Source organism: Sphingobacterium griseoflavum (assembly GCF_014653155.1).
GTDB classification, from domain to species: domain Bacteria; phylum Bacteroidota; class Bacteroidia; order Sphingobacteriales; family Sphingobacteriaceae; genus Sphingobacterium; species Sphingobacterium griseoflavum.
This window is the reverse complement of record NZ_BNAF01000002.1, coordinates 21,707-36,278: the sequence shown is the minus strand read 5'-3', so window position 1 is coordinate 36,278 and position 14,572 is coordinate 21,707. Positions and strand designations below refer to the sequence as shown.

Here is a 14,572-nt window from a genome sequence, read left to right as displayed (position 1 = left end):
GTCTACGCTTTTTTTGCACAGCAACACGGTTTTATATCGCAGAAGGTCATTTACGGGGCTGATTCTTGCTCTGTTTGCTGCGGAGTTCTTGGTTCCATCCTGACCAAATATTGGTCATTGTCATCTTCAAAGAGTATTTGTACAACCCAGTTTTCTTCCCGAGCGATTTTGATCAGCTCGTCTTGGTCTATGTATAGCCAAGCAAATGGCTGTCCCGTATGACCTTTGTAGGCGTATTGAAATCGAATCTCTCCAAAGTAATGTTTTGGTTTTTCGATCTTGTACTCATCATACAAATAAGCAATGTTTGAAGAGTCAAATAGCAGCTGCCCATTTTTTCGAAGTAGTGTTTTTGCATGGCGTAAAAATGATCGAAAACCTTCCAGTGTCCCTGCTAAGCCAATGCCGTTCATGAGAAGGAGAAGGGTGTCGTACTGCTTGTTTTCCAATTTAAAGAAGTCGCCTTCCAAGATGGTTTGCACTCCGCGTTGGGCCATGATGCTGCAGGCGATGGCCGATTGCTCTATCGCATCCACTAGAAAGCCCTTTTGTTGCAGGTGTAAGGCATGGCCGCCGACACCTGCACCTACATCCAAAACATGCCCGTCACACAAAGCTAAAGCAATGTGTTCCAGCTCCGGAAAATCTTCTTCATCCCGGAAGAAAACCTCAATAGGCATCTCCTCGATGTCGCCGTAACTACTGTGCAAAAATAGTGGTTCTTTAAGCTCTCCCAGTGTATGGAAGTCATTTAGTGCTTCACCGTAAACATCTCTCTCCATTACACGCTTATCTTTAAAATTTCTTTTGCAATCGCTATTTCCTGCTGCGTGCCGGTATGTTTATTGGGCTCATCTGATAGTTTAATTACTTGCGTCCATTCACCATCCTCGGGCTTAGCCTCGGTCATTTTTAGAACAATATTCATGCGAGGAACACCTACATCGTTGGTAAAATCCGTTCCTATACCAAAAGAATGTCCGATTTTACCCTTGCAGAATGCCGCTATGCTTTCTACCTTGTCATAGTCCAAGCCGTCCGAGAAAATGATCGTTTTCGATCTAGGGTCTATACCTTTTTGCTGATAATGCGCTATCGTCATTTGGGCAAATTTCAAGGGGTCGCCACTGTCATGTCGTACGCCGTCGAAAAGTTTAGTCAGCTTCTTATCAAATTGGGTGAAAAACACTTTTGTGGTGTATGTGTCGGAGAGGGCAATGCCTAAATCCCCGCGATACACATCCGACCAATGTTCGAGACCGAGCAGGTTGGCCATTTTGTAGCCATACTTCGCAGCATGAAACATAAACCATTCGTGTGCATGCGTGCCGATTGGCGTCGTCTCGTACTTCATGGCCAAATGTACATTAGATGTGCCGATGAAGGTGTTGGACGGATGTCTTTTTAATGTGCGGATCACAAGGTCATGCACGGAATAGGAATGCCGGCGACGGGTTCCAAAGTCTGCCAAGGTAACGGGCAGCTTGTCGTACTTCAGCATTTTGCTGTATGCAATGTCGCAAACTTCTTCATCAGAAACTCTACTTAGGCCGGTTACTTCGTAGTAAAGCTCACATATCAAAGACATTATAGGGACTTCCCATAAAATCGTACGGTACCAATACCCTTCGATACCCACGGTTAATTCGCCGCCCCGCTGCTCGATATGAACCTCTTCTGGATCGTAGCGATACCCTTGTAGGAAGTCGAGATATGTAGGGTCTATGTAAGGACACTTTTCTCGTAAAAACTGCTTCTCTAATTTGGTCAGCCGTAGTTGTGCCATTTCGCTGATCGCCTCTCGCAGCTTTTTGTCAAAACCGTCTGGAAATTGATGATTCCCGCGATTGATGAATTGATAGCGTGCCCTCGCCCTGGGGAACAATTTGCTAACTGCAAATTGCATGGTGAATTTATAGAAGTCGTTATCGAGTATCGATGATAATGCCGCCATGAAAGGAACTTAAAATTTAAAACACGTGAAGTTAACAATAAAAACACGAAACTTACTTTGTATGCTTTTAAGCTTTTGTCTATAAGTTGTTTATTTATTAAGGTAGCATGCAGCCGTCTGGCTTCCATCGGCCAAGGAGGGTATGAGCACTAGACTACATCGATGGGTTACCTTGTGCTTGCTTGGGGAGCAAGGTGGTGTTAGCGTTGCATTTGTGGGGTACAGGACACGATTCGGTTATAACGTGGTCACGAAACAAGAACGGAGGGCATAAAACCCTCCGAACTAAGTGTTCAATTAAAATAGTTCTTTATCTAACGTGTACTGCGGCCACTGGAACGCTCGCTATTGCTACTTTTCGAGGCTCGGCTGCTCCCTCCTGCACTACTCCGTTCTGTTCGGGATGAGGCGGAGCGGCTTGCCTGTGCATTGGAAGTGCTGCTACGTTGACTTGCCTGCTGCACCGGCGCGCTTTGGCGTTGCGGTGCACGGCTCTCGCTGCGATTTGGTGCGCTCCGTTGCTGAGGAGCCGCTTGCGGGCGCTCAGTCGCGCTGCTTCGGCTTGGTCCCTGTGCAGGTGTCCTACTACTGTTTTCCGCGCGCCCTCCCCGAACCGTGGCACTCGAGCTGCGTCCACCATTTTGTAAGCCTGTGTTATTCGCAGCTGAACGCCCAGCGTCGCGGGATGCACGGCTTTCGGTCTGTGTAGCACGACCGGCAGTGGTCGTCCGCGTATTGCTGCGAGGGGTGGTGGGGGCTGTGCCTACGTTACCACGCGACGTTCGTGACTCATTTGTTGTTGCAGCGCTTCTTGATGTGTTACGTGAATTTCCTGCCGAACGCTCATTTCGACTAGAATTGACCGTACTGCGGTTCGCCATTCCTGTATTTGCACGAGAAGTGTTGTTGCTTGAAGAACGCACGGTATTACGATCGGGTCTGTATAAAGATACAGAACGGCTGTCTACCCGTGAGCGTCCGGGGCGATCGATCGTACGAATCTCTCGCACATTCACCCGGCGTCCTATGTTGCGTTCGATATCACGACGCCCAGGGCCACCATAATAGTGATGGTTGTTTACCACATAGGTATTGTTGATGATAGTGGTGCGATTATAGATGCTACGCTGCCCATAGCTCCAGTGACGCGAAATATAAGGATCGTAGATGCGACGTACGGGAAGAAATACCCAAAGATTTAGCGGCATTGCGACCGCTACCTGCACCCGGCTGCGTGGAGCCATTGGCGCCCAACCGTAGTATCCGCCACCAGTTCTCCAATCGACCCAAGCCGGGCCCCATTCGTAATCGGGGATCCATCCCCAGCCATTATAGTTTGTGTACACCCAGCGTCCATAGTGAAACGGCGCCCAACCCCAATCATAGTTGGAGACCCACGTATTGCCATATTCGGTCATCGTCCAATAACCATTGGTTCCGTACGGACGAAAATTACGATCTACATGTGGAAACCAAATATCACCATAGTTCGCATCGCGATCCCAATCACCATAAGGCGATAATTCGTCGTAGAAAAGGTCAAATGAAACCTCTCCGTAAGGCTGCGCATATACCGCCTTAGTTAGAAAAACGGAAAAAAAGATCGCGACGATGGCCAAGTATGTGGGGAGTGTGTTCATGCGTTTCATAGTCTTGTCGTTTAAAGGTGAAACTAATTTTGTTTGGTAGTAGGACTGGTGCGTATATCGGAAGGTTTAATCTTTGCTAAGAAACTGTAAACAAATGGCAATTATTTTGGTTATGTAATTATTGACAAGGGACAGCATAGCAGTAGAAACAAAAAGTTTGTACATTTGTCGCGTATTTTTTTAAGCACATCAGTTTGTGCTTCAGTGTTAACTTCATATGTAAATGGGAAGTAAAATAGAAAAACTACTTATCGAGTTCGCTCGGATCCACCGTTTTATGGTGAGTTTTTTGCGAGAAGCGGTATCTCCACCTTACGAGTTCAAAGAGATAATTCGCCAATGTTATGAAATTGGATGGAAATCTTTCCCATTGATCAGCTTGACAGGCTTTATCGTAGGCTTTGTTTTTACCAAGCAATCTAGGCCATCGTTGGAAGAATTTGGCGCGACATCTTGGTTGCCGGCGTTGATTTCCATAGCTATTGTGCGGGCTTTAGCACCCCTGGTAACCGCACTGATTGCCTCCGGGAAAGTGGGATCGCAGATTGGTGCTGAGCTTAGTTCCATGAACGTAACCGAGCAGATTGACGCTATGGAGGTTTCGGGAACAAATCCCACCAAGTTCTTGGTTTCTACACGTATTATAGCAACTACCTTTATGATTCCGGTTCTTTGTTTCTACGTGGCGGGGATCGGTTTGTTTGGCGGTTACTTGAGTATCATTGGTAAAGACGATCTCAGTATGCTGGCTTTTTTTACCCAAGTGTTCGAATCTATCGCTGCGAAGGATATTTTTGCCATGGTGATCCGAGCGGTCGTATTTGGTTTTACGATAGGCTTCGCCAGTTCATACGTGGGTTACTACTCTACCAAAGGCACCGAAGGTGTAGGAAAGGCTGCAAACAGTGCAGTCGTTTCGTCTATGTTTTTGGTGTTCGTCGAAGAGTTGCTTATAGTTCAATTATTGGCACTGATCAATTGATAAAAGATGGAGAAGAATAAAGTGAATATCGATCAGAATGAAACGGTCATCCATGTAGATGATGTTAGTAAATCATTCGGTGACCTGCACGTTCTTCGTAATGTGGATGTCAGGCTTTATAAAGGTGAAAATTTAGTGGTGCTAGGGCGATCTGGAACCGGTAAATCGGTGCTTATCAAGCTGATATCGGGATTATTAAGTCCTGATACGGGAAATGTTCGGGTGTTGGGTGAGACCGTGAATGAACTGGACGACCGCGAACTGCGCGCACTACGGCAACGTATCGGTTTCTCTTTTCAGAACAGTGCGTTATATGATAGTATGACCGTGCGCGAGAACTTGGAATTTCCGCTTGTTCGGAACAAACGCAACTTGACAAGAGCGGAGATAGATAAGGAGGTAGAGGAAGTGCTGGAAGGTGTAGGTCTATCGCAAGCCATTAATCAAATGCCATCTGAACTATCTGGTGGACAACGAAAACGGATAGGTATTGCCCGGACATTGATCCTTCGTCCTGATATTATGCTTTATGATGAGCCTACTGCCGGGCTTGATCCGATAACCTGTTTAGATATCAACTCTTTGATCAACGAGGTGCAAGAACGTTACAATACCTCTTCTATCATTATCACGCACGACTTGGCTTGTGCAAAGATGGTGGGCGATCGTATGGTCATGCTATTAGATGGCAAATTTGAGCGCCAGGGTACATTCCAAGAGATTTTTGATACGGAGGACAAACGTGTCAAACCATTTTATGATTATAATTTTATTGTTTAAAGATATATGAGTACAAACGAGAGAAAGCGTACGCTTACAGTTGGATTATTTGTTTTAATCGGATTGATTATTTTGGTGGCCGGGATTTTGGTACTGGGGACGCAACAAAATAAATTTAGTAAAAACTTGGTGGTAACTACCTATTTCCATGACGTAAAAGGCCTAAAAGTTGGTAACAATGTTTGGTTTTCGGGTGTAAAGGTTGGTATTGTCAAGGAGATCAAGTTTCAAAGTATAGATGATGTGAAGGTTGTGATGCACATCGAAGAGAAGTCGAGCGAATTCATTCGCGAAGACGTGGTCGCAAAACTTGGGTCGGACGGTTTGATAGGTAACGCTATTGTCAGCTTGATCGGCGGATCAGACCAGGCAGCCGCGATTAAAAATGGAGATGTAGTGAAGTCTGTCGGAGGTACCGATACGGACGCCATGTTCGCTACGTTACAAACCAACAATGAAAATTTGGTAGAAATCACCAAGAATTTTGCACTGTTATCGAAACAGATGGTGGAAGGCAAGGGAACTGTTGGAGCCTTGATGACGGATTCGACCATCGCCCTATCGCTGAAGGGGTCTGTCAACTCCCTAAATAAAGTAATGAGCGATGCCAACAAAGCGTCGGCAAATTTGGCGGTGCTGATGACGAAGTTAAACAGTGACCAAGGATTGATCCATGATCTTACTACAGATACAGCAGTCTTTGCCAGTTTACGGCAATCTGCTGCACAGCTGCAAGGTGTAACGCAGACAGCATCAGCCCTGATGGAAAACTTGAACACGACGTCTGCTCGCTTGAACGACAAAGATAATGCTATCGGTGTATTAACAAATGACCCGGAAGCAGCTGCGGAAATTAAGCAAATTTTGAGAAACCTTAACCTGAGCACGGAGAAGTTGGACGATAACATGAAGGCGTTGCAAAGCAACTTTCTTTTTAGGGGCTATTTCAAAAAGCAGAATAAAGAGAAGGACAATGTTTCAGCGGACACTTTGAAATAGTATATGCAGGAAAGGCAAGCTGTACATCGTTGTCACCTTCCTGCTAAAAACAGACCATGAATATAACAGATAGGGATGTCATTTATGAAGACAACCATTATATAGCAATAAACAAAAGAGCCGGGGACATTGTGCAGGTAGATGACAGTGGCGATCTATCGATGGAGGAGATGGTCAAGGAATATTTGGCTACAAAATACGAAAAGCCCAATGGTGCATTTTTGGGGGTAATTCACCGATTGGACCGGCCTGTGAGCGGCATGATCCTCTTTGCCAAAACCAGCAAGGGGCTTGATCGGATGAATCGCTTGTTTCACGATAGAAAAGTAGCAAAGTCTTACTTGGCAGTGGTACGAAATAGGCCTGAGAAAGATACGGACAGCCTCAAGAATTGGCTGCTTCGCGATCGGAAGAAGATGGTCACGAAAGCCTATGATAGGGAAGTCAAGGGAGGTAGTTTTGCCGAGTTGAGTTACGAAGTGCTAGGAGAGTTGGATGGCTACTATCTCTTGAAAGTAACTCCGGTCACAGGCCGGACACACCAGATCCGTTGCCAGTTGGCATACATGGGATGTCCAATAGTTGGCGACAACAAGTATGGTTACCCCCGTGGAAGCCTTCGTCGTTCTATTTGCTTGCATTCGAGGTCATTAAGTTTTATTCACCCTATTAAAGATGAGGCTGTGCAGATCACAGCGGATCTGCCCGTTGATGGTTTTTGGGAAAAGTTCAACCTGCTTTTAGAGCGCAACTAAATTGGAAGCACGGGGTAACTTAATGAAAAATTAAGTACTTTTGTGCTATGAAATCAAGAAATCCGAGTATTTTACTGTTGGTGTTGCTTGTTATCGGGATAATGGTTTGTGCCGATGTGGCCGCCCAGTGCGCGATGTGCTCACTAAACGCGGAAAATAGTGCGGCAAATGGCAATACGCAAGGGAAGGGTCTGAATGACGGTATTCTATTTTTGTTGGCTATTCCGTATCTGATCGCTGTGGGTGTCGGTGTTTTGTGGTACAAAAAGTACCGCAAAAGTCAACCTAAAGGTGTCTCTCCGTTTGAACAATAAACTTGCTGCATGTCGACAACAAGATTTAAAGCTTTGCTGCAGTCCAAATGTCCGCGATGCCGGGTTGGTAAAATGTTTGAAGGCCCTATCTACGGCTTTAAGAAGCAGCATATGTACGAGCAATGTCCACATTGTGGATTAAAATTTGAGATTGAGCCCGGCTATTTTTATGCAGCTATGTATGTGAGCTACGCTTTTTCCGTGGCAGAAGTGGTGAGCTTAGGATTGGCTACGGCATTTTTCACGCGGAGTGAGTCGCCATGGATGTATATTGCGGTGTTATTCCTAGCAATTATTATATTCGCACCGTTTAATTTACGTTATTCCCGTCTAGTCTTGCTACATTATTTATCACCTAAAGTAGTATACAATCCTCGTTTCGAAAGCGAATTGGAAAAGTAGCTTTTCATAGGATAGCAAACAAGCCTATTTTTTACTGATCACGCAAATACTGTTTAATCGATTGATATATATTGCATTTTACTGTCGAAAATAAACGCTTTTTCTGAATGCTTGGTAACAATGTATTGCTGCAAAGTAGGAAGGATTTCTGCTTGGAGCAAGCCAATTGCGGCATCGTCTTCTGCAGTAATCTGTAGACAATAAGTAGTTCCGTCATGCGGAGAGTCCAGCATTTTTAACAGATGGATGCCTGTTGGTAGCTGCGGGATTTGTTTTTTGATCCAGCCCAGCAGATCGTCGTGGCTACTATCGTCGACGATTATGGAAATATTGTACAAAATCATGCGCAAATGTATCAAAAAAGCGGCATAACTCGTCTGTAAAAATAAGGTTGCACATGCACCATTATGGTAAAAATTGACAATATTTGAATTGGAATTGGATTGAAATATGTATAGATGTTTGCTTTGGGGTTTTGCTTTTGGGATGATGGCGCTATTGCTGTGTTGTGGAGATAGGCAGAATACCGATCGACTTATCCCTGTTGAAGATTTTTTTGTGAAGCCCGAGAAAAGCAACTTTCGGCTCTCGCCCGACGGAAAGCGAATAGCGTACTTGGGCGTGGATGACCATTGCCGGAATATTTTTGTGCTGGATCTGCATGATAAAAGTAAATCTAAACAGCTGACCTACCAGTCGGACATGAACGTACAGTATTTCTTTTGGGTATCTGATTCGGCTATCGTTTATTCAAACAGCCATACCCCCAATGATAGTTTACGCGTCTTTGGCATAGCGGTCAATGACGAGCAGAGCAAACCCCTGTTGGCCGTAAAGAAAGCTAAACTACGATGGCTGCAGCCCCAAAAATTGTATGGCAATTATTTGTTGGCAGCCATCAACGACCGAGATTCCACTATCTTTGATATCTATAAAATATTCCTCGACGGAAGCAAGCCTCAGCTTGTCACAAGAAATCCTGGTAACATCTTAAACTGGTTCCCATCACCTGATGGTAAAGTTCGCTTGGCGGTTACAAGTGACAGCGTACAAGAAAGTATGCTCTACCGACCCGATGAAAATGTTGCTTTTAAGCAGGTTGCGACGACAGACTATCAGACACTTATCCAACCGCTTGGATTTGTGAAAGGTGAAACGAAAATCATCTATGCGCTTTCAAATCATGGGCGCGATAAATTGGCTTTGGTGGAATACAACATTGAGCGCGGCGAGGAAGAGCGATTGATTTATAGCAACGCCGAGGTAGATCTTGAACCCGTAGGCTATTCGGACAACTTGCAGGAGATGGTGTTCAGCCAATATACCGCCGATAAGACAGAAAAGCAGTTTTTCAACAAGGCATTCCGCGACAACTTTGAGAAGCTTTCTTCACAGTTTAAGGGTCAAAGCATTGAGATTGTAGATACGGATAGTAGCCTGCAAAATTGGATTGTCAAAATATCCACCGATGTGAATGCAGGGGCTATCTATTATTTCAACGTCAAAAAGCAGCAGGCAGATCTGTTGGTCGATATGAATCAAAAGTTGGTCAATGCTACCCTATCGCCCAAGCAGGCCATTCGTTACCAAAGTCGGGATGGCTTGACGATCCACGGCTTCTTAACTTATCCGGAAACAGGAAAACGGAAGGATCTGCCCGTGGTGGTACTCGTTCATGACGGGCCAAATCGGCGGGAGAGTGTGGATTTTGACGCCGAGGTTCAGTTTTTAGCAAATCGGGGATATTTAGTGTTCCAACTCAATTACCGAGGTTCTATTGGTTATGGGCGGAAGTTTTGGGCTGCAGGCTTTAAGGAGTGGGGCGGCAAAATACAAAGCGACATTATCGATGGAGTGACTACCTTGATTCATCAGGGTATTGTCGATAAAAAAAGGGTCGCCATTATGGGGACGGGATTCGGTGGGTATTCCGCATTGCATGCTGCGACTTATAATTCATCTTTCTATCGCTGTGCTTTGGCAATGTCCGGTTACACCAATCTTTTTACCTATTTTAAAGAGATTCCACCTTACCAACAGCAGTACGTGCGTTTATTTTACAATATCATAGGCAATCCCAGTAAAGAATACGAGATGTTCAAAGCTATTTCTCCAGTCTTTCACGCCGACCGCGTAAAGATCCCCGTGCTGTTTGCACAAGGAGGAAGCGATCGTTATAGTTCCTTAACCGATGCAAATCAATTCGTGCAGAAACTGAAAAATAACAAGGTCCCTGTCAAATATATTTATCGCGAAGAAGAGGGACGTCGATTTAAAAGCGAGGAAAATATTATCAATTACTATCAAGAAGTTGAAGCATTTCTAAAAATGTACTTGTAACGATTCATGGCCTATAACCAATTAAGATACCGGAAAAACTTTGGATTGCTGATTGCTTTCGTGGTATTGGTTACCATACTCTTTATCGTTGCGATGCTGTCTGCGCGCTCGATGATAGCAAATTTTATAGAAACAGAATTTAATAACCGAAAAGTTGAGGTCTTCGATCAATCGGTGCAGCCTTTCCAAGAATTTTTTAATGACAAGATTCCTGAAATTTCTTACTACCAAGGATATTTGGACTCTGTGAAAGCGGCAGCTTATGTCAATGACGTTATCCGGAAGAATGCATTTGTTGAAAGTGTGCTTTTTTATGATATCACCGTGACCAATTCGGATTCCATCGAGGCCGGTATTAAATATAACCATTTACTGGTGTACCCAAAAAATGTGATATCTTTCAGGTTGGATACACAGAATAGATTAGTTGCCCAACGTAAGGAAAGCACCGAAACCCGAGCCTATACAGAGGATTTCAATAGTATGGTGTTAAAATTTGTCGGTTTTTTAGATCGTGTGAATGACTCAACCCGGATGTCAGATAATGATATTTACAAGGTCTTTTATACGTTGAATGCCGGCAAGGTGTCTTATATGAATATCCCGCGAATTTCAGACCTGCTTGCCTACAAACAAATGATGTCATCACCGGACAATCCCGTGGTTTCTTACGATCAGGATATGTTCCTATTTTTGATCAATCCAAGTAAAATTCAAATTAAAAACGTCGCACCCAATCTCTACGAAAAGATTGAGATTTTGCCGATTGTGTCCGGAAGAGTGACTGACCAACGGTATTATTTCCAGACCGAATTGTCCTTGCCAGGAGCGCTATCAGACTACAAATTGCAGTACACCAGCTCAGAAAGCTTTTTGAATAAGGAAATCAATCGGCGATTTTTACCCGTTAGTGTGGGAGTTTCAGTGATTTATCTCATTTTGATATTTATCGCGTACTTGATTTATCGGAATGTGACCATCAACAGCAAACTTTTTCAGCTACAATATGATTTTATCAACAATTTGACACATGAGTTTAAAACGCCGGTCAGTGTGATCAAAATAGCGGGGAATAACATACAAAGCTCTGATAAACTGTCGACAGAGGAGCAGCGGATGTATGGAAAAATCTTGGATCAGGAAGCAGATAAGTTAAACAGTTTGATGAATAAACTGCTCTCTTTCGCACAGATCGAAAACAAATCGATCAAGGCACATAAGGAGGAAGTAGGGGTTGAAGAATTCTGCGAACCGATTTTTGATGCAGTAAAATTGAAATATCCTGATTTAAACTTTTCCTATCAAATCGAAGTCCAAAACAATATGATGATCGATACGACTTTGCTACTGAGTGTTTTTCAAAACCTGATTGATAATGCATACAAGTATTCAGAGTCAAAGCGAAAGTTTTTAAATATAGATGTACAACAAAATAAAAAGAATTTTGTTATTAGGTTCAAGGATCAGGGCATCGGTATAAGTAAAAAAGAATTTAACAGTATCTTCAAGAAGTTTTACCGAGTTAAAAACCAGTTCAATCAACAAGGCAGTATTGGTTTAGGCTTGGCATTTTGCAAAGAGATTGTTGATTTTATGGGTGGGGAGATCCGGGTGGATAGTGTGCTGAATCAGGGGACCACATTTACCTTACTGTTGCCCCTTGGTCCAAAAATGAATTAAGTAATCATTATGAGTAAAGATATCACTATAGCGGTAGTCGAGGACGATGAAAATCTTCGTTTTTTAGTTGCCCATCGTTTGCAAACGGAAGGTTATAAAGTTATCCAAACCGGAAACGGTACGGAAGCCGAAGAGCTTATTACACAGCAGAAACCTGCTGTCGTACTACTGGACTGGATGCTCCCTGGTAAAGAAGGGATCGAAGTTTGTGAGTCCGTCCGGAATTCGGGCTTTGACAACATCATTATTATGATGACCGCAAAGTCACAAGATGTCGATAAGATCGACGCGTATAGTTACGGTGTCACCGATTACATTACGAAGCCATTCAATATGGATGTGCTGGTGGCTATGATCGAAAACAAGGTGCGGTTCTTCTTGCCGAAGAACAACGATATCTATTCGTTCGGGAATACCGAACATCACCCGAATATCCATTCTTTGGTGCGGGACGGTCGTAAGATTGAATTAACCATCTTGGAGAATAGAATTCTGCTGTATTTTTTGCAAAATGTAGGGCAGGAGATTACCCGAGAACAATTGATGGAGGTTGTTTGGGGTTACAGCTCCAATGTAAATACGCGTACCTTGGATATGCATGTCGTACGGTTGCGCAAAAAAATCGAAACAAACCCTGATAAGCCGCACTATTTGCAAACCGTGCGTGGTTTAGGGTATAAATTTGTCGATAGCGAAGAGGAAGAATAAAAAGAATTTGCTTTTATGATTGTTGCTTGCTATCTTAGCAAACAAGGTACAAGACCATGTTGTCCTGACGAAGGATGGTATGGTCTTGTCTTTTTTTTTGATTTTTTGATACATATAAAATGGCAGAAGTAACGTATTACACCCAAGATGGATTGGACAAGCTGAAACAAGAGTTGCAGCAGTTGAAAACAGAAGGTAGAGCGAATATTGCTAAAGCGATAGCCGAAGCGCGGGATAAGGGAGATTTATCCGAAAATGCAGAGTATGACGCGGCTAAGGAGGCGCAAGGTCTACATGAAACTAGGATTGCGAAATTGGAGGAAGTGTTGGCGAGTGCGCGTCTGATAGACGAGTCAACCTTGGACACTTCCAAGGTACTAGCTTTGTCTTACGTCAAGATCAAGAACAAGAAGAATAACGCTGTCATGACCTATCAGTTGGTTTCGGAGACCGAAGCGGATCTGAAATCAGGTAAGATATCTGTCAAGTCGCCAATTGCGCAGGGACTTTTAGGTAAATCGGTTGGAGAAGTTGCCCAGGTAGAAGCGCCAGCAGGGGTGATGGAATTCGAAATACTCGAGATATCGCGGTAAAACAGATGTAAAGGTTATGTGCGGTATTGCCATAGCCGCACATACTGTACAAATATTGCAAAGACGGTTGTAGATGTACAGCCGTCTTTTTGTTTCTTTTGGATACGTATCGAGGAGCTATTGATCTCGAGGCCTTCCAATAGTAAATAGTAAAAGTTCTTTATGTTTTGGTTTTGTACGTCGAAACAGCCTTAGTGGGCGATACGTACAGCGATATTCGGCGCGATTATAATTGCATATGATTGCAAATTTATCTAAGTTTGTTTGTGATTCTTAAATGAAGATAAGATATGTCAACGATTTTTTCAAAGATAGTTTCCGGTGAGATTCCAGCGTACAAAGTAGCTGAAAGCAACGATTATCTAGCTTTTTTGGACGTACGTCCTTTAACCCACGGCCATGTGTTGGTCATTCCAAAAAAGGAAACAGATTACATTTTTGATATTCACGACGATGAGTATATGGGCATGTGGGTATTTGCGAAGATCGTTGCGCAAGGTATAAAGCGTGTTTTCCCATGTCGGAAAGTTGGAGTAGCTGTCGTGGGTTTGGAGGTGGCACATGCGCATATTCACTTGATACCTTTAAATCAGGTCGACGATATGAATTTTGGCCGTCCTAAGTTGGAACTGGTCGAGGAAGAGATGACACAAATTGCCGAGCAGATACGCGAGGCTATTTCTGAAGTGACGAATGCTGGTAAAAATCAATAACGGGTATAAGAATGATAAGAGCGGTCTCTCGGCCGCTCCTTAACTATAACGTATGCAAGATTTGTGGCTGTCCTTTCAGCAATTGATGGATCCCGAGTATCTATTGAGCCATGGTGGGTTCTACATTGTTGTATTGATTGTCTTTGCGGAAACGGGACTTTTCTTTGGCTTTTTTCTGCCCGGCGATTACCTGTTGTTTTTGGCCGGTCTATTTTGTGCGCTTGGGAAGATAGATGTCGATATCACCACGATGTACTTGGGCATTCTTGCCGCAGGTATTCTTGGTAATTTCGCAGGATATTGGTTCGGGTATCGAACAGGTCCGATGCTTTTCAAACGAAAGGATTCCTTCCTGTTCAAACGCAAATATGTAATTATGGCCGAAGAATTTTATCAGAAATATGGGGGAACAGCGCTTGTTATTGGACGCTTTGTTCCTATTATTCGTACATTTGCACCTATATTTGCCGGAGTAGTTAAACTAAACTTTAGGAAATTTGTCCTCTACAATATTATTGGAGCGTTTTTATGGGCTTCTTTGTTGACCCTTACGGGTTATTTTCTCGGAGTCAAATTTCCATCGATAATAAACTACGTCGAATATATCATCGTCGGTTTAATTGTTATAGCATTTTTACCTATAGCTATTGCATTGCTGAAAAGATGGTTGAAAAGTAGAAAACAAACAAAACAGTCATAATAA

At 43.6% G+C, this 14,572-nt stretch carries 16 protein-coding genes; 12 read left to right on the top strand and 4 right to left on the bottom strand.

The genetic code is table 11. The features are described 5' to 3' along the window. Positions 1–50 precede the first annotated feature (50 nt). From IE165_RS02225 to IE165_RS02215, 3 genes are all read right to left on the bottom strand, one after another. Positions 51–782 (bottom strand): class I SAM-dependent methyltransferase, encoded by a 732-nt coding sequence (locus IE165_RS02225; RefSeq protein ID WP_189624979.1) that lies wholly within the window; start codon positions 780–782, stop codon positions 51–53. Further along, entirely contained in the window at positions 782–1,954 is a 1,173-nt protein-coding gene (gene pncB, locus IE165_RS02220) for a nicotinate phosphoribosyltransferase (RefSeq protein WP_189624978.1), read from the bottom strand. The genes IE165_RS02225 and pncB overlap by 1 nt, the downstream gene beginning before the upstream one ends. Positions 1,955–2,268: 314 nt before the next feature. Next, the gene (locus IE165_RS02215) at positions 2,269–3,603 is read right to left on the bottom strand and encodes a DUF6600 domain-containing protein (RefSeq protein WP_229826295.1); all 1,335 of its coding nucleotides are present in this window, start codon (positions 3,601–3,603) and stop codon (positions 2,269–2,271) included. Positions 3,604–3,826: 223 nt separating this feature from the next. On the opposite strand from IE165_RS02215, the gene IE165_RS02210 reads away from it, so the two are divergent. The 6 genes from IE165_RS02210 to IE165_RS02185 are packed head-to-tail and all read left to right on the top strand — an operon-like array spanning position 3,827 to position 7,835. Next, positions 3,827–4,585 carry an MlaE family ABC transporter permease gene (locus IE165_RS02210; protein ID WP_189624977.1) on the top strand — a complete coding sequence of 253 codons (759 nt, stop codon included), beginning with the start codon at positions 3,827–3,829 and terminating at the stop codon, positions 4,583–4,585. Between the two features lie 6 nt (positions 4,586–4,591). Continuing rightward, entirely contained in the window at positions 4,592–5,365 is a 774-nt protein-coding gene (locus IE165_RS02205) for an ABC transporter ATP-binding protein (RefSeq protein WP_189624976.1), read from the top strand. A 6-nt stretch (positions 5,366–5,371) separates the two neighbouring features. After that, positions 5,372–6,364 carry an MlaD family protein gene (locus tag IE165_RS02200; protein ID WP_189624975.1) on the top strand — a complete coding sequence of 331 codons (993 nt, stop codon included), beginning with the start codon at positions 5,372–5,374 and terminating at the stop codon, positions 6,362–6,364. 56 nt (positions 6,365–6,420) lie between these two features. After that, positions 6,421–7,119 carry an RluA family pseudouridine synthase gene (locus tag IE165_RS02195; RefSeq protein WP_189624974.1) on the top strand — a complete coding sequence of 233 codons (699 nt, stop codon included), beginning with the start codon at positions 6,421–6,423 and terminating at the stop codon, positions 7,117–7,119. A gap of 47 nt (positions 7,120–7,166) precedes the next feature. Beyond that, positions 7,167–7,433 carry a CAMCR motif-containing small membrane protein gene (locus IE165_RS02190; protein WP_189624973.1) on the top strand — a complete coding sequence of 89 codons (267 nt, stop codon included), beginning with the start codon at positions 7,167–7,169 and terminating at the stop codon, positions 7,431–7,433. 9 nt (positions 7,434–7,442) lie between these two features. Further along, positions 7,443–7,835 carry a DUF983 domain-containing protein gene (locus IE165_RS02185; RefSeq protein ID WP_189624972.1) on the top strand — a complete coding sequence of 131 codons (393 nt, stop codon included), beginning with the start codon at positions 7,443–7,445 and terminating at the stop codon, positions 7,833–7,835. A 53-nt stretch (positions 7,836–7,888) separates the two neighbouring features. Here IE165_RS02185 and IE165_RS02180 read toward each other — a convergent pair whose 3' ends face one another. Continuing rightward, positions 7,889–8,179: a DUF4286 family protein gene (locus tag IE165_RS02180; RefSeq protein ID WP_189624971.1), complete on the bottom strand. Its 291-nt coding sequence runs from the start codon at positions 8,177–8,179 to the stop codon at positions 7,889–7,891. A 106-nt stretch (positions 8,180–8,285) separates the two neighbouring features. Here IE165_RS02180 and IE165_RS02175 point away from each other — a divergent pair, with 106 nt between their 5' ends. The 6 genes from IE165_RS02175 (at position 8,286) to IE165_RS02150 (ending at position 14,569) form a co-directional block, all read left to right on the top strand. Beyond that, complete coding sequence (locus tag IE165_RS02175) at positions 8,286–10,175, top strand: S9 family peptidase (RefSeq protein WP_189624970.1); 1,890 nt, start codon at positions 8,286–8,288, stop codon at positions 10,173–10,175. Between the two features lie 6 nt (positions 10,176–10,181). Continuing rightward, positions 10,182–11,855, top strand: a complete 1,674-nt coding sequence (locus IE165_RS02170; protein ID WP_189624969.1) for a sensor histidine kinase — start codon at positions 10,182–10,184, stop codon at positions 11,853–11,855. 9 nt (positions 11,856–11,864) lie between these two features. Continuing rightward, positions 11,865–12,563 (top strand): response regulator transcription factor, encoded by a 699-nt coding sequence (locus tag IE165_RS02165; RefSeq protein WP_189624968.1) that lies wholly within the window; start codon positions 11,865–11,867, stop codon positions 12,561–12,563. A gap of 119 nt (positions 12,564–12,682) precedes the next feature. Next, entirely contained in the window at positions 12,683–13,156 is a 474-nt protein-coding gene (gene greA, locus IE165_RS02160) for a transcription elongation factor GreA (RefSeq protein WP_189624967.1), read from the top strand. Positions 13,157–13,446: 290 nt separating this feature from the next. Then, entirely contained in the window at positions 13,447–13,869 is a 423-nt protein-coding gene (locus tag IE165_RS02155) for an HIT family protein (protein ID WP_189624966.1), read from the top strand. Between the two features lie 52 nt (positions 13,870–13,921). Continuing rightward, positions 13,922–14,569, top strand: coding sequence for a DedA family protein (locus tag IE165_RS02150; RefSeq protein ID WP_189624965.1), 648 nt, complete (start codon positions 13,922–13,924; stop codon positions 14,567–14,569). Positions 14,570–14,572: the final 3 nt, after the last annotated feature.

What these genes read in the sequence shown, in the direction of transcription:
- IE165_RS02225 (WP_189624979.1), bottom strand. Translation starts at nt 782, where the DNA reads ATGGAGAGAGATGTTTACGGTGAAGCACTAAATGACTTCCATACACTG.
- pncB (WP_189624978.1), bottom strand. Translation starts at nt 1,954, where the DNA reads ATGGCGGCATTATCATCGATACTCGATAACGACTTCTATAAATTCACC.
- IE165_RS02215 (WP_229826295.1), bottom strand. Translation starts at nt 3,603, where the DNA reads ATGAAACGCATGAACACACTCCCCACATACTTGGCCATCGTCGCGATC.
- IE165_RS02210 (WP_189624977.1), top strand. Translation starts at nt 3,827, where the DNA reads ATGGGAAGTAAAATAGAAAAACTACTTATCGAGTTCGCTCGGATCCAC.
- IE165_RS02205 (WP_189624976.1), top strand. Translation starts at nt 4,592, where the DNA reads ATGGAGAAGAATAAAGTGAATATCGATCAGAATGAAACGGTCATCCAT.
- IE165_RS02200 (WP_189624975.1), top strand. Translation starts at nt 5,372, where the DNA reads ATGAGTACAAACGAGAGAAAGCGTACGCTTACAGTTGGATTATTTGTT.
- IE165_RS02195 (WP_189624974.1), top strand. Translation starts at nt 6,421, where the DNA reads ATGAATATAACAGATAGGGATGTCATTTATGAAGACAACCATTATATA.
- IE165_RS02190 (WP_189624973.1), top strand. Translation starts at nt 7,167, where the DNA reads ATGAAATCAAGAAATCCGAGTATTTTACTGTTGGTGTTGCTTGTTATC.
- IE165_RS02185 (WP_189624972.1), top strand. Translation starts at nt 7,443, where the DNA reads ATGTCGACAACAAGATTTAAAGCTTTGCTGCAGTCCAAATGTCCGCGA.
- IE165_RS02180 (WP_189624971.1), bottom strand. Translation starts at nt 8,179, where the DNA reads ATGATTTTGTACAATATTTCCATAATCGTCGACGATAGTAGCCACGAC.
- IE165_RS02175 (WP_189624970.1), top strand. Translation starts at nt 8,286, where the DNA reads ATGTATAGATGTTTGCTTTGGGGTTTTGCTTTTGGGATGATGGCGCTA.
- IE165_RS02170 (WP_189624969.1), top strand. Translation starts at nt 10,182, where the DNA reads ATGGCCTATAACCAATTAAGATACCGGAAAAACTTTGGATTGCTGATT.
- IE165_RS02165 (WP_189624968.1), top strand. Translation starts at nt 11,865, where the DNA reads ATGAGTAAAGATATCACTATAGCGGTAGTCGAGGACGATGAAAATCTT.
- greA (WP_189624967.1), top strand. Translation starts at nt 12,683, where the DNA reads ATGGCAGAAGTAACGTATTACACCCAAGATGGATTGGACAAGCTGAAA.
- IE165_RS02155 (WP_189624966.1), top strand. Translation starts at nt 13,447, where the DNA reads ATGTCAACGATTTTTTCAAAGATAGTTTCCGGTGAGATTCCAGCGTAC.
- IE165_RS02150 (WP_189624965.1), top strand. Translation starts at nt 13,922, where the DNA reads ATGCAAGATTTGTGGCTGTCCTTTCAGCAATTGATGGATCCCGAGTAT.